Annotated in this window: 16 protein-coding genes; 3 read left to right on the top strand and 13 right to left on the bottom strand. The window is 63.8% G+C overall.

The window, feature by feature from the left end; all coding sequences use genetic code 11:
- Positions 1-59 precede the first annotated feature (59 nt).
- Positions 60-896 (bottom strand): aldo/keto reductase, encoded by an 837-nt coding sequence (locus tag JVX98_RS17260; RefSeq protein WP_205239285.1) that lies wholly within the window; start codon positions 894-896, stop codon positions 60-62.
- A gap of 104 nt (positions 897-1000) precedes the next feature.
- Positions 1001-2182 (bottom strand): MFS transporter, encoded by a 1182-nt coding sequence (locus JVX98_RS17255; RefSeq protein ID WP_205239284.1) that lies wholly within the window; start codon positions 2180-2182, stop codon positions 1001-1003.
- Between the two features lie 138 nt (positions 2183-2320).
- Between JVX98_RS17255 and JVX98_RS17250 the strand changes: the two genes are divergently transcribed.
- Entirely contained in the window at positions 2321-3214 is an 894-nt protein-coding gene (locus tag JVX98_RS17250) for a LysR family transcriptional regulator (RefSeq protein WP_205239283.1), read from the top strand.
- A gap of 20 nt (positions 3215-3234) precedes the next feature.
- Here JVX98_RS17250 and tam read toward each other — a convergent pair whose 3' ends face one another.
- The 6 genes from tam to JVX98_RS17220 all read right to left on the bottom strand — a co-directional run bounded on the left by tam (position 3235) and on the right by JVX98_RS17220 (position 7890).
- On the bottom strand, positions 3235-4008 hold the full coding sequence (gene tam / locus JVX98_RS17245) for a trans-aconitate 2-methyltransferase (RefSeq protein ID WP_205239282.1): 774 nt from the start codon (positions 4006-4008) through the stop codon (positions 3235-3237).
- A gap of 11 nt (positions 4009-4019) precedes the next feature.
- Positions 4020-4682: a haloacid dehalogenase type II gene (locus tag JVX98_RS17240; RefSeq protein ID WP_034789254.1), complete on the bottom strand. Its 663-nt coding sequence runs from the start codon at positions 4680-4682 to the stop codon at positions 4020-4022.
- 190 nt (positions 4683-4872) lie between these two features.
- The gene (locus JVX98_RS17235) at positions 4873-5433 is read right to left on the bottom strand and encodes a phosphatase (RefSeq protein ID WP_192447507.1); all 561 of its coding nucleotides are present in this window, start codon (positions 5431-5433) and stop codon (positions 4873-4875) included.
- A 106-nt stretch (positions 5434-5539) separates the two neighbouring features.
- Entirely contained in the window at positions 5540-6223 is a 684-nt protein-coding gene (locus JVX98_RS17230) for a YoaK family protein (RefSeq protein ID WP_134886146.1), read from the bottom strand.
- A 96-nt stretch (positions 6224-6319) separates the two neighbouring features.
- Positions 6320-7360: a zinc-dependent alcohol dehydrogenase family protein gene (locus JVX98_RS17225; RefSeq protein ID WP_205239281.1), complete on the bottom strand. Its 1041-nt coding sequence runs from the start codon at positions 7358-7360 to the stop codon at positions 6320-6322.
- A complete protein-coding gene (locus tag JVX98_RS17220) occupies positions 7357-7890 on the bottom strand; it encodes a GNAT family N-acetyltransferase (protein WP_192447505.1) in 534 nt (177 codons plus the stop codon). The genes JVX98_RS17225 and JVX98_RS17220 overlap by 4 nt, the downstream gene beginning before the upstream one ends.
- A 151-nt stretch (positions 7891-8041) precedes the next feature.
- Between JVX98_RS17220 and JVX98_RS17215 the strand changes: the two genes are divergently transcribed.
- The gene (locus JVX98_RS17215; RefSeq protein ID WP_205239280.1) at positions 8042-8923 is read left to right on the top strand and encodes a branched-chain amino acid aminotransferase; all 882 of its coding nucleotides are present in this window, start codon (positions 8042-8044) and stop codon (positions 8921-8923) included.
- A 78-nt stretch (positions 8924-9001) separates the two neighbouring features.
- On the opposite strand, the gene JVX98_RS17210 is transcribed toward JVX98_RS17215, so the two are convergent.
- The 4 genes from JVX98_RS17210 to JVX98_RS17195 all read right to left on the bottom strand — a co-directional run bounded on the left by JVX98_RS17210 (position 9002) and on the right by JVX98_RS17195 (position 11329).
- A complete protein-coding gene (locus tag JVX98_RS17210) occupies positions 9002-9517 on the bottom strand; it encodes a hypothetical protein (protein ID WP_205239279.1) in 516 nt (171 codons plus the stop codon).
- A gap of 186 nt (positions 9518-9703) precedes the next feature.
- The gene (locus JVX98_RS17205; RefSeq protein WP_205239278.1) at positions 9704-10285 is read right to left on the bottom strand and encodes a TetR/AcrR family transcriptional regulator; all 582 of its coding nucleotides are present in this window, start codon (positions 10283-10285) and stop codon (positions 9704-9706) included.
- Between the two features lie 148 nt (positions 10286-10433).
- Entirely contained in the window at positions 10434-10775 is a 342-nt protein-coding gene (locus JVX98_RS17200; RefSeq protein ID WP_192447501.1) for a hypothetical protein, read from the bottom strand.
- Between the two features lie 215 nt (positions 10776-10990).
- Positions 10991-11329, bottom strand: a complete 339-nt coding sequence (locus JVX98_RS17195; protein ID WP_205239277.1) for a hypothetical protein — start codon at positions 11327-11329, stop codon at positions 10991-10993.
- Between the two features lie 218 nt (positions 11330-11547).
- Between JVX98_RS17195 and JVX98_RS17190 the strand changes: the two genes are divergently transcribed.
- Positions 11548-12150: a superoxide dismutase gene (locus JVX98_RS17190; protein ID WP_043610924.1), complete on the top strand. Its 603-nt coding sequence runs from the start codon at positions 11548-11550 to the stop codon at positions 12148-12150.
- An 81-nt stretch (positions 12151-12231) separates the two neighbouring features.
- Here JVX98_RS17190 and JVX98_RS17185 read toward each other — a convergent pair whose 3' ends face one another.
- The gene (locus JVX98_RS17185; RefSeq protein WP_205239276.1) at positions 12232-12924 is read right to left on the bottom strand and encodes a YafY family protein; all 693 of its coding nucleotides are present in this window, start codon (positions 12922-12924) and stop codon (positions 12232-12234) included.

Here is a 12924-nt window from a genome sequence, read left to right as displayed (position 1 = left end):
TGTCCATATCGTATCCGCCGCCGGCAGGGAATTGGCTGGCGGCGAAATGATTGCGTTCGTTAAGCAGCCTTGTCCCAGACGGGGGCAAGGCCTTCCGGGTTGACGATGCGGCCGTCGGCACGCGCAAGCGCGTGGATCTCTGCCATTTCGCCGTCGCCGAGCGCGAAGTCGAAGATCGCGAAGTTTTCCTTCAGGCGATCGATCGTCGCGGTCTTCGAAAGCGTGATCACGTCCTTCTGCTGCACCAGCCAGCGCAGCGCGACTTGCGCGGCGGTCTTGCCGTGGCGGGCGCCGATCTCCTTCAGGAGCGGATCGTTCGGCACCTTGCCGTTCGCCATCGCGTAATAGGCGGTGATCGACATGCCGTGCTTGCGGGCGGTCTGGAGCACCTTGGTCTGGTCGAGATAGGGGTGGTACTCGACCTGGTTGGTGGCAACAGGCGCGTCGCTGAGCTTCACGGCCTCTTCCATCTGCGCCGTGTTGAAGTTGCTGATGCCGATATGGCGGACCTTGCCGGCCTTGTGCACGTCGTTGAGGGCGCCGATGCGCTCGGCCATCGGCACGTCGCTGCCGCCCGGCCAGTGCAGGAGCAGCAGATCGACACGGTCGGTCCTCAGCTTCTTCAGGCTTTCGTCGACCGAAGCGAGGAAGTCGCGATGGGCATATTTGTCGACCCAGACCTTGGTGGTGAGGAAGATATCGGCACGGGAGACACCGGAATTCTGGATCGCTTCGCCGACTTCGGCCTCGTTGCCGTAGATCTGTGCGGTGTCCACGTGGTGGAAGCCGAGCTTCAAGGCTTCCGGCAGAACGCGCAGCACATCGGCGCCGGGCATGCGGAAAGTGCCGAAGCCGAGCGCCGGAATGTTGGCGCCGTTGGAATTGACGGAATGCATGGCTGGTAACTCCTTGTACTTGGCATGTCATGCTTGATGCGCGCCCGGCCGCTTGGCCGGGCGAAAAAGGAATGAGGCTATAGGTGGTCCTCGGGAACGGCGGTTCAAGCCGTTTGGTAGGCCGCCCCGGTGCGACGATCAAGGGCGCCGCTGAGTAGCGTCAAAAGCAGGGCTGCGGCGACGAGCAGGGCACCGATGACGGGCGTCATGCCGAGGCCGAGCGGCGAGGCGACGATCACGCCACCGAGCCAGGCACCGACGGCGATGCCGAGGTTGAAGGCCGCGATGTTGAGCGCCGAGGCGACATCGACGGCGCCGGGACGGTGTTGCTTGGCAAGCTGTACGACATAGAGCTGCAAGCCGGGCACATTGGCAAAGGACAGGAAGCCGAGGGCTGCAAGCGTCACCAGCGTCAGCACCGGCGAGGGGGCGGTAAAGGTGAAGAGCACGAGCACGGCCGCCTGCGCCAGGAAGAGGCCGATCAGCGCCTTCACCGGGTCGCGGTTGGCGATCTTGCCGCCGGCAATGTTGCCGATGGCGATCGTGATCCCGTAGAGCACCAGGATCAGGCTGACGGCGCTTTCCGAAAAGCCGGTGATGTCCTGCAGGATCGGCGCGAGGAACGTGAAGGCGACGAAGGTGCCGCCGTAACCGAGCGCGGTCATGGCAAAGACGATCAGCAGGCGGCCGGAGCCGAGCACGCGGACCTGGTCGATGAGCTTTGCCGGCGGGGCCTTGGAGAGCGTGTTCGGCAACAGGGCCGCGATCGCGACAAGAGCGACGACGCCGAGACCGGTCACGGCCCAGAAGGTGGCGCGCCAGCCGAAGGTCTGGCCGATCCAGGTGCCGAGCGGCACGCCGGTGACGATCGCGACCGTGAGGCCCATGAACATCATGGCAATGGCCGAGGCGCGGCGGTCTTCCGGTACCAGGTCGGCGGCAATGGTCGAACCGACCGAGAAGAATACGCCATGGGCAAAGGCGGAAATGACGCGGGCGACGAGCAGCGGTTCATAGCTCGGCGACAATGCGGCGGCGGCATTGCCGACGATGAACAGCGCCATCAGGCCGATCAGCAGCGGCTTTCGCTCGATCCGCCCGGTGAGGGCGGTCAGCACCGGCGCGCCGAAGGTGACGCCGAGCGCATAGACGCTGACGATCAGGCCGGCGAGCGGCAGGGTGACATTGAGGTCGGTGGCGACAGTCGGCAGCAGGCCGACGATCACGAATTCCGTGGTTCCGATCGCATAGGCCGCGATCGTCAGCGCAAGTATGGCAATGGGCACGACGAGACCTTTCCCACCCGGCTGGGAGCACCGGGCGTATGGCTGTTGTTGAAGTCGGGCGGAATATGAGCCTTTGCACTCATCGCGATAATACGCATAATCAGACAAACGTTTGTGAATTCAGTTCAAAGGACGAGCATGGACAACCGGGCGGGTGAGATGGAGGTTTTTGTCGCCGTGTCGGAGACCCGCAGCTTTTCTGCTGCGGCGCGGCGTCTGAAACTGTCGCCGTCGGCGGTCAGCAAGCTGGTGACCCGCATCGAGGATCGGCTCGGCACGCGTCTTCTCGTACGCTCGACCCGCACCTTGCAGCTCACACCGGAGGGCGAAGTCTATTTCCAGCGGGCGCAACGGATCCTCGGAGATATTGCCGAGACCGAGCATGTCGTCGCCGCCGGCGGACGCATGGCGCCGCGCGGGCTCTTGCGGGTGAACGCCGCCGTCGGCTTCGGCGAGCGCTACATCATGCCGCTCGCGCCGGAGTTCCTGGCGCGATACCCGGAGGTCCAGCTCGACCTGACGCTGACCGATAGCATGATCGATGTGGTGGGCGAACGCACGGACGTGGCGATCCGCACCGGACCGCTGCGCGACTCATCCCTGAAGGCGCGCAAGCTGATGGAAACCCGGCCGGTGGTGATCGCCTCGCCCGCCTACCTGGAAAAGCACGGGATCCCGAAAACCCCTGACGATCTCGACGGCCACAACTGCATTCGTTTCAATTTCCGCCGCAGCGTCGACGAATGGGCGTTTCACATGCCCGGCCAGTCTCAGATCGAGCACCGAATGGTCTCCGGCAATATGCAGGTTTCGAGCGGCTCGATCGTCCGCCAGCTCTGCCTTGCCGGGGTCGGCATCGGCCGGATCGGCCGGTTTCATGTCGAGCCGGATTTCGAGGCCGGAACGCTGGTTCCGCTGCTCGAGGACTATCAGTCAGGTGATATCGAGACGGTCTATGCAGTCTATGCGGGCCACGAGCATCTCGCGGCCCGCATCCGCGCCTTCATCGATTTTCTCGCCGAGCGCATGTAAGCGCCCGGCGGGCAACGAACTCAGGCCGCCTTGACCGCCAGGATGAAGAACCGCGGAAAACGCAGGAGCACCTTGCCGTCGCTCGTCGCCGGATAGGCTGCGCGTATCCTGTCGGTGTAGTCGGCGAGAAAGCCGCTCCGCCGGCCCTCGGGCAGGGCGTCGAGATAGGGTCTAAGGCCGGTCCCCTTCACCCATTCGACGATCGCCTCCGCATTGGCGAGGCGATGATAGTAGATCGTGTGCCAGACCTCGATACGCGCGGCCCATGGCGCCAGGCATTCGACATAGGTTGCCGGCGGCGGCATTGGGTTACGGCGGATGGTCTTGCCGGCAAAGGCCTCAGCGAAAGCCGGGCTGCGCGCGGTCTCTTCCATCAGCACGTGGCTCGGCTCTGCGAGATTGTCCGGCATCTGCACCGCGAGCGTGCCGCAGGAGGCGAGCGCCTTCATCAGCCTTTCGAAGATCGTGAGATGGTTCGGAAGCCATTGGAAGACGGCGTTGCCGTAAAACAGCGAGGCGCCGGTGGGGGGAACCCAGGTCGCAAGATCCGCCTTTTCGAAGGATACTCCGGGCAATCGCTTGGCGGCGGCAACGAGCATGTTCTCGTCGCTGTCGAGGCCTGAAAGTGTGCTCCAGGGAAACCGGTCGCGGATGAGTTCGGTGGAGTTTCCCGGGCCGCAGCCGAGATCGAAGGCGAGGCCTTCCGGCAGGTCGGGCACTTGGGCGAGAAGGTCTCTGGCTGGTCGAGTACGTTCGTCTTCGAACTTCAGATACTGCGCGGGCGACCAGGCCATCGGGAACTCCTTCAGATACCGAATTGCAGACTTTCGAGAGAGGGCAGGATCAAGGCAGGCCCGTGATCGCGATATTCGTCCGGCATGTCCGCCCTATTGATCCACACGGTGCGGAAGCCGAACTTCGTTGCCCCGGCAATGTCCCAGCGGTTAGACGACTGGAACGACACGGCGTGCGGGTAGAGCCTGTAGCTGGTGGTGACGAGATCGTAGACGGCAGGCGCCGTCTTGAACGCCTTGACCGCGTCGACCGAAAAGACGTCGTCGATGACGATATCGAGTGCGGCGTTGCGCACGGCTGACGCGAGCATGGCCGGCGAACCGTTGGAGAGGATGGCGATCCGCGCCCCGCGCTCCTTGAGGCCTTTCAGAACTGCCGGCACTTCCGGATAGCAATCGAGCGTCCAGTAAGCGTCCAGCAACCGCTTGCGCAGCTTCGGGTCGGCGGAGGGAAAGCGCGCGAAGGCAAAGTCGAGCGCCTGTTCGGTCAGCTTCCAGAAATCCTGGTAGCTGCCCATCAGCGAGCGTACCCAAGAATATTCGAGTTGCTTGGCGCGCCAGAGTTCGGAAAAAGCCTGCCCGTCCGGACCGATCTCCTCAGCGTGGCGCCTGACGGCCGCATGCACGTCGAAGAGCGTGCCGTAGGCGTCAAACACATAGGCCGCGTGGGACATCGTTTCCTCCCGTCTGTTGTCTTCGGCGCTGGCCGACAGGGCACACATGCCGCGTCAAAGCCCATCCGAAAACAAAGGCTTACAGCATCATGCCCGATCGGGCAGCACGCTGTCACCGTTCTTTACGCGGATCATGTCAAATATTTGTGCATCGCACAACGGTTGGCCGCTCGAAGGCAGGCTTCCTGCCTCAGGCTTTGGCCGGTTTCCAGACTTTCGCCGGGAAGCGCAGCGCCTGCTTGGCGAGTTTGCCCTTGAGCCCGAGCGCCGTGTCGCAAAGGTTGACCACATGCCGGTTCGGCTTGGCCTCCGGTCGCAACGCATGCAGGGCTGCGGCCGCGTCTTCCGGCGGCATGTAGCGCGCCAGAATGCCCAGCGTCAGCGCCGTCGCGCGGCCGATGCCGCGCAGGCAATGGATGAGCAGATGCGCGTCCTCGGGCAGACGGTCGACGAAAGCGAAGGCGGCGTCGATCGCCTGCGGGCGTGCCGCATCCGGCTCGTCTGGATCGGTCGTGTCGCCGAAAAACAGTTCCAGGTGCTTTTCCGGCGGCAGCTCGATCATCGACAGAAGCCGGCTGCCGGGCGCACGGATGGAGATCAGGTGCGTCGGCGCCCAGATCGCGCGATTGTGCCGCGCTTCGGTCTGCGAGCTGACGATGACCCGGATCGGCCAGCCGGACGGATGCGCCGGATTGGAATTGAGGATGGGATGGTAAAGTTCATCCGCAGTAACGGCTGCCGCAAGCGCCATGGCAGGACCTCGCTCGTGATTCTTCAGCGCGGATTTTGCCCTGAAACCCGTCCGGGCTTAAGGGTAAAATCTTGGGGGGAGGCGAAAAGCTGTGGCCGGAGCGGGATCAGCCCGGATGGATGTAGCGCTTCGACCAGCGCGACGGCACCAGGATGGTGGCCAGCGTGAGCCCGGCGCTAAGCGCGAAGGAAGCCCAAAGAGACGCCGGGCCGAAATGGCGCTGCAGGACGGCGCCGGCGACAGCGCCAGAGAACATGCCAAGCCAGGGCACGATCTGCATGAGCCATTGGCGGTTGGTGTTGCCGAGCAGCCAGCGGCCGAGGCCGCGCCCGAAACGGGAAAGGGCACCAGTCACGTAGGTGAGCCCGATCGGCAGGCCCTCGATGTGCTCGACGGCGGCATTGACCAGGCCCATGGCAAGCACGATGCCGTAGAAATAGAAGGGCTTTGGCATCGAGGTTCCGAAGCCGGCGCAGAGCATTAGCACCAAACTGACCATCGAGAGGACGCCGACGACGCCGAGGCGTGCGGCCGCAATCACGCCGAGCGCGTTGCCGATGATGAACGCTCCAAGCGCGCCGACGAGCAGCAGGGCGCCGGTGAGGTCGCCGTCGCCGAGCGCGATCGCCGCCCGGGTCGTGTTGCCGCTCATGAACGAAACGAAGTCGCCGATGCTCAAGAGCCCGATCGCGTCGGTCATCCCGGCGAGAAACGAGATCGTCGCGGCGACGGCCAGCGCCGTGCCGGTGCGCTGCCGCTTGATCAGTCTTCGCCGTCTCGCAATGGTCATCTGCCTTGCCCCCGATTGGAGGCAAGGCTAGCGCATGCGGATGGTGAGTCGGAATGGGCGAGTATCATATTGCCTTCCGACGTTTCTGGCCCGCTATCAGAAACGCGTGATGACGCTGATGCCGAGATCGGTGGCGCGGTCCATGGCGACGAGGGCAGGGATCGCCTCTTCAAGAGAAATTTCCCGGCCGATCAGTTGCTGCGGCTTCAGCTTGCCGTCGGCGATCATCGCCAGCATGGCGTCGTAGCGCCAGGCCTGCATGCCGTGGCTGCCATAGATTTCGAGTTCGTGGCCGATCACCTGCGCCATCGGGATCTGCGGCGTCGCCTGGTCGCCGAGCATCAGGCCAACCTGGACGTGGCGGCCGCGCCGGCGCAAGTTCTTGATCGAGTTGAAGCAGGTCACCGGATTGCCGAGCGCGTCGATCGAGACATGGGCGCCACCGCCGGTGATATCCTTCACAGCCGCTGCCACGTCCTGCACGTCACGGCCATTGATGACAGCGACCGCGCCGAGTTTTTTGGCGAAGGCGAGCTTGTCTTCGGCGATGTCGATCGCGATCGGCTGGGCGCCGAGGGCCGCCGCGATCATGATTGCCGAGAGGCCGACGCCGCCGCAGCCATGCACCGCCACCCACTCGCCGCCCTTGACCTTGGCCTGGTCGGCGATGGCGCGGAACGACGTTGCGAAGCGGCAGCCGAGGCTCGCAGCCGTGGTGAAGTCCATGCTTTCGGGCAGATGCACGAGGTTCTGGTCGGCAAAGTCGAGCGCGACATATTCGGCAAACGAGCCCCAATGGGTAAAGCCCGGCTGGAACTGCGCCTCGCAGACCTGCTGGTTTCCCGAGCGGCACTCGCCGCAACGGCCGCATCCGGAAACGAAGGGGACGGTCACCCGATCGCCGACCTTGTAGCGCATGACGCCGCGGCCGGTGGCGGTCACCACGCCCGCCAGCTCATGGCCGGGCACATGCGGCAGGCGGATATCGGCGTCATGGCCCATCCAGCCGTGCCAGTCGGACCGGCAAAGCCCAGTTGCCTCGACCTTGATGACCACGCCGTTCTCCGTCGGTGTCGGATCGGGAAGGGTGCGGATTTCCGGCATCTTCTCGAAGGCCTCGTAATACATGGCTTTCATCGGGTCGCTCCTTGCAATGTCTCAATGGGTGGGGCGCGGCCGTCGATGTGGCGCGCCATCAGAAATTCGTCGACCTCCCGGTCGCCGTCGCGCATGCCGCCGGGAACGTGCCCGATCTTGTAGAAACCCGCACGTTCATAAAAGCGGATCGCCGTCGGATTGTCGGCACGCACCACGAGTTCGAGCAGTCGGATGCCGGCCGAGCGCGCATGGTCGGTCAGTTGCGCAAGCAGCTGTCGCGCCACGCCGGACCCGCGGGCCTCGTCGCGCACATAGACCATGATGATCGTGCCCCGATGCGCCAGCCGGCTCGCACGCTCGCGCATCAGGCCCATGATGCCGACCGGCTCATCGCTGTCGAAGGCCACGAATACGGCGTTGGCGGTCAGCCGCGTCCGCCATTCCTCCGTTGAAAGCCGCTCCCAGTCGGCCGCCGTCGAGGCGAAGGCATCGGGGTCGCGGTTGAGCGCTTCCAGCCTGATGCGGCGGAAGATGTCCACGTCGTCTGCGTCGAGATGCTTGATGCGCACGGCTTTCCCTTTCTTTGCCGAGGAGACTAAGCGAGAGGCCGTCGCGGTACCAGAACGGTCGCCATGACATTTTTTGATAGACCCATTCACCCCGATGCTGTTTTTTCGGGGTATGCGGAAAGACTAGAATAAAAACCTCAAGGAGACGCAGATGGCCGTCGATACATCCCCCCGCTCAGTGACCTGGACCTATGTCGATGGTGAATGGCTCTCGGGCAATCCGCCGCTGATCGGCCCGACCTCGCACGCGATGTGGCTGGGCTCGACGGTATTCGACGGCGCCCGCGTCTTCGACGGTGTCGCCCCCGACCTCGACCTTCATTGCCAGCGCGTCAACCGTTCGGCGACCGCACTTGGCCTGAACCCGACGATGGCGGCGGAAGAGATCGAGGCGCTGACCTGGGAAGGCGCCAAGAAGTTCGACGGCAAGACAGCACTTTACGTGAAGCCGATGTACTGGGCCGAGCATGGCGCAGCCGGCGTCGTCGCCATCGATCCAGAATCGACCCGTTTTGCGCTTTGCCTGTTCGAGGCGCCGATGGGCAACGGCCATAGCGGCTCGTCGCTGACGCTCTCGCCCTTCCGTCGGCCGACGCTGGAATCGATGCCGACCGACGCCAAGGCAGGTTGCCTCTATCCGAACAACGCGCGCATCCTGACCGAGGCCCGTTCGCGGGGCTTCGACAATGCGCTGGTGCGCGACATGCTCGGCAACATAGCCGAGACCGGCTCGTCCAACGTCTTCCTGGTCAAGGACGGCGTCGTCTTTACGCCGGCTGCCAACCGCACCTTCCTTGCCGGCATCACCCGCTTCCGCGTCATGACGCTGCTGCGCGAAGCCGGTTTCGAAGTGGTCGAGGCAACGCTGACGATGGCCGACTTCGAAGCGGCCGACGAGATCTTCACGTCCGGCAATTACTCCAAGGTTCTGCCGGTGACACGCCTTGAAAGCCGCGACCTGCAGGCCGGCCCGGTCGCCGCCAAGGCGCGCGATCTCTACATGGACTGGGCGCGCGCGGCCCGCGACATCTGACGCAGCCGGGGCCCTCATCAGCGTGCGGCCGGGGCCGCCACGCTGGTGAACGCGCGGTCAACGACCTTTACCGGACACTCAGTGCGAGCGCGGAGCGCGCGCCGTGGCTGCGGCGCGCCTGTGGATCAGGTAGGCCTGAACGGAAAGGCCGGACAGGAAAATCATCAGCCAGACAAGCAGTGTTGTTTGCACGATCGGCGATTCCGGCCCGCTGGCAAGCGGTTGCGAGGCGGGCAGGCGCTTCAGCGTTTCTGCGATCGCCGGCACGATCAGCAGGAAGTAGCTGAACGAGAGACCCAGCGCCGTGAGGTACGGCTTCAGGCGTCCGACGAAGGCGAGCCTGTCGACAGCAAGGCTTCCGGCGACCACTGCCAGCGTGACGAGGCCCAGCGCATGCCCCGCGTTGAACCCCCCGGTGCTAGAAAGTCCGGCAGAGGTCAGAACCGCAAGAATGAGCGTGGCGAGGTAGATCTTGCCGGATCGGGTGGAAGGGACAATCGCGCCGTAGCGTCCAAAGCCGTAGAGGCCGGCGGCGACAGGGGCGAGACTGATTGCGGTATGGACGATGCCGAGCGTGGAAAGTGGATTTGCCATGAACTTGCTCCTTCAAGTCTCGACCGACTAGTTGGTCGGCACGGTTGTCAAAAGAAAACGCAATGGTCCCGTTGCCATCGCGTCCGTTACGTCAATTTCTAGCGCCGGCGGCTCAAGCCTGCCGTTCCCACGGGAACACCGCGCTGCAAATGGGCGTTTCACCGCCGCTATTTTTCCGCCAGTCGGTCAAGCTCCGACCACCAGACGATCCAGTGCCGGCCGGGCGATTGCGGAAAACACCGCCGGATCGGAGCCAGCAACGCGTGCGGCGAGCATCGCGCCGTGAACGGTGGCCATGAGGGTCTCGGCCTCCGCCTTCGGTCCATGCGCAGCCTTCAGGTGGCCGCTGGTCACTCCGTCTTCAATCACTGCGCCGAGCCACCCGGAAAGGTCGGAAAAATGGCCGCGCACCTGCGCGACGACACTATCGGGCAAGGCGGGGATCTCCGAGGCGAGAAGGGCGCCGATGCAGAAGGGCGTATGCTGCTTGGCGATACAGTCTTCCCAGTAGCCGACATAGGCTTCGAGCCGGGCGACCGGATCGCTGACGGCGGCAAACAGTCCCTCGACGCTGCGGCGATTGTTCTTGCGATAGCGGGCAAGCACGGCGGTTGCGAGGTCGGCCTTGGTCGGGAAGTGATGGTGGATGGTCGCCTTGCCGACGCCCAGTTCGGCGGAGATGTCGGCATAGCTGAACGCATTGTAGCCCCTCGACACCATGAGGCGCTCGGCTGCGTCCAGGATTCTCTCGTGGGTATCGCTTACCATGACCAAGATCTATCAACGGCGCTGTTGAAGCTCAAGCGACAAGACATGTCCGCAAGGCGGCTGTGTCGCGGTCGTCGGGGCAGGCAGCCACGTCCAGCCGGGCTGCTTGACCGGCTGGACGTCGATGGGGGTCGATGCGGCCGCTGGCCTATCGGCCCTGCAGGATCTTGATGAGGTTCACCGTTGGCCCTTGGTTGCTCGTGAGCTGCCGGACGTCGGCATATTTCAGCCGGCCGGACGCCATGGCATTAACGATGCGCTTGCACACGACAGCCTGAACCTTGGCCGGTGGAACGCTGATCAGCAAGGCGCCGTATTCGCGGTCGGCTTTTGACCACTTCTTGCTGACGCAATCCTTGTGAAGCGCCTTTTGCATGGCCGGGCTGCCCTGGACAGCGGTCTGCAGGCGGGCATATTCGTCCTGTGATGGTGCGCAGGCGGCAAGGGTCGTGAGGGCAACAACAAGTGAGGCGATGCGTAGGGACTTCATGACAATCTCCGGTTGGTGTTGTCCCGGTAATTGCATGTGTATCGATTCGCAACTCGTTGTGGCCGACGGAGGCAGGTTGTGACGGGCTGGAGATCGCACCACGGACCGTCGCCACCGCGACCGGCTTACGACGTCGAGTGCCTGCGCCTCGTGGCCCAGTCAGGCATAGCCGGCCCGGCCGCGATAGCTGTCGCCCGCGACCCTCGCTCATTGATCTACTCTGCCTTCGTCGGAACGGCGATGTTGACCGTATCTGGTGTCAGTTCGCCGCCGAGCTCCACCGTCTTCTTCTGCTTGTCGAAGACGCAGATCTGGGTCACGGCGGTGTCGGATCCCTTGGGCGTGCCGATCACCAGCGCCAGGCCGAAGCTTTCCGAGCCGAAGGGGTCGACGACGGCGCTTGCCTTTTCCAGCGACGCGGCGGCCGCCAGGCACTTTTCGGAGACCTCTGCCCGGAAACTTTCCCATGCATCGCCGGAGGAGGCGGCAGCCGTAGACGCAATGAACGTTGTGGCGGCGGCGAGGGCGAAGGCGGTAATCAGGCGCTGCGGCATGGACTGTCCTTTATGCATGGTTGCAACGGTCGCGAAGCTGCACGCGAACCGTGGCGTGAATGTGCTCGAAAGTGTCATGCTTTCAAAATGATGTTGAAAGTATATTCCGTGAGTTGAGGAAAAATTGGCATTGCATCGGTTGCCTCCATGGGGGTCGGTGCCTATGTTCCCGCTCACGGATTTCCCGACGAAATTCCATGCCAAGAGGAGATGCCCACATGGCTTTCGAATTGCCGAACCTTCCCTATGACTACGATGCGCTGGCGCCCTACATGTCGCGCGAGACGCTTGAGTACCACCACGACAAGCATCACCTCGCTTACGTGACCAACGGCAACAAGCTTGCCGAAGAGGCCGGCCTTGCCGACCTGTCGCTCGAGGAAATCGTCAAGAAGTCCTACGGCACCAACCAGCCGCTGTTCAACAATGCCGGCCAGCACTACAACCACGTCCACTTCTGGAAGTGGATGAAGAAGGGCGGCGGCGGCACCAGCCTGCCGGCCAAGCTCGAAGCGGCCATCAAGTCCGACCTCGGCGGCTACGACAAGTTCCGCGCCGACTTCATCGCCGCCGGCACCGGCCAGTTCGGCTCGGGCTGGGCCTGGCTCTCGGTCAAGAACGGCAAGCTTGAAATCTCCAAGACCCCGAACGGCGAAAACCCGCTCGTGCACGGCGCCTCGCCGATCCTCGGCGTCGACGTCTGGGAACACTCCTATTACATCGACTACCGCAACGCCCGTCCGAAGTACCTCGAAGCCTTCGTCGACAGCCTGATCAACTGGGATTACGTGCTCGAAATGTACGAAGCGGCTTCCAAGTAAGCTGCCCGTCTTCGATGCATGACGTTTGGACCCGGCGCTCGCGCCGGGTCTTTTCGTTTGCGCTTGCCGGAACTGTGCAGATCAAGCCGCTGGCGGCGTCTTCCAGCCGCTGACCCAGAGCTCTCTCAGATGATTTCCTTCGCCGGAAAAGAACGCTTCGACCGCCTCGCAATGCTCGACGCGGTCGGCACGAAAGTTGCGGATCGCCTGGCGCAATTCGCACCAGCCGACGATGTTGGCGGTTTCCGAATAGTAGATCAGCGCGACCGGCCGGATCGTGCGTTCCGTGGCGCGGCCCATTTCGTCGCGATAGTCTAGCTCGAGCTTCTGTTCGTCGCGGATCGCCCGACGCACCAGGGCGAGATCGATGCCGGCGGGCGAGGGGGCGATCGTTCCCCAGGCATGCAGCGCCTGCGAGCGGAACGCCAATCTGAGCGGTTCGGGCACGGCGGCGGTGATCTTCTGGTTGACGCGACCGGCGGCTGCCTTCAGTTCCTCGTCGCCGGTTCGTGCCAGCAGCGCCAGAGCCAGGGCGATCGCTTCCGTTTCCTCGATCGAAAACATCAGCGGCGGCAGGTCGAAGCCGGGCCTGAGAATATAGCCGATGCCGCGGCCGCCTTCGATCGGCACGCGCATCGCCTGGAGTGCGGAGATATCGCGGTAGATCGAGCGCACCGTCACCTCCAGCGTCTCGGCCATTTGCGCGCCGGTCACGGGCTTTCTCGCAAGCCGGAGAATCTGGATGATCTCGAAAAGCCGTGCCGCCTTGCGCAT

This window comes from Ensifer sp. PDNC004 (genome assembly GCF_016919405.1).
Classification (GTDB): Bacteria; Pseudomonadota; Alphaproteobacteria; order Rhizobiales; family Rhizobiaceae; genus Ensifer.
This window is presented reverse-complemented; position numbering and strand designations above follow the sequence as displayed.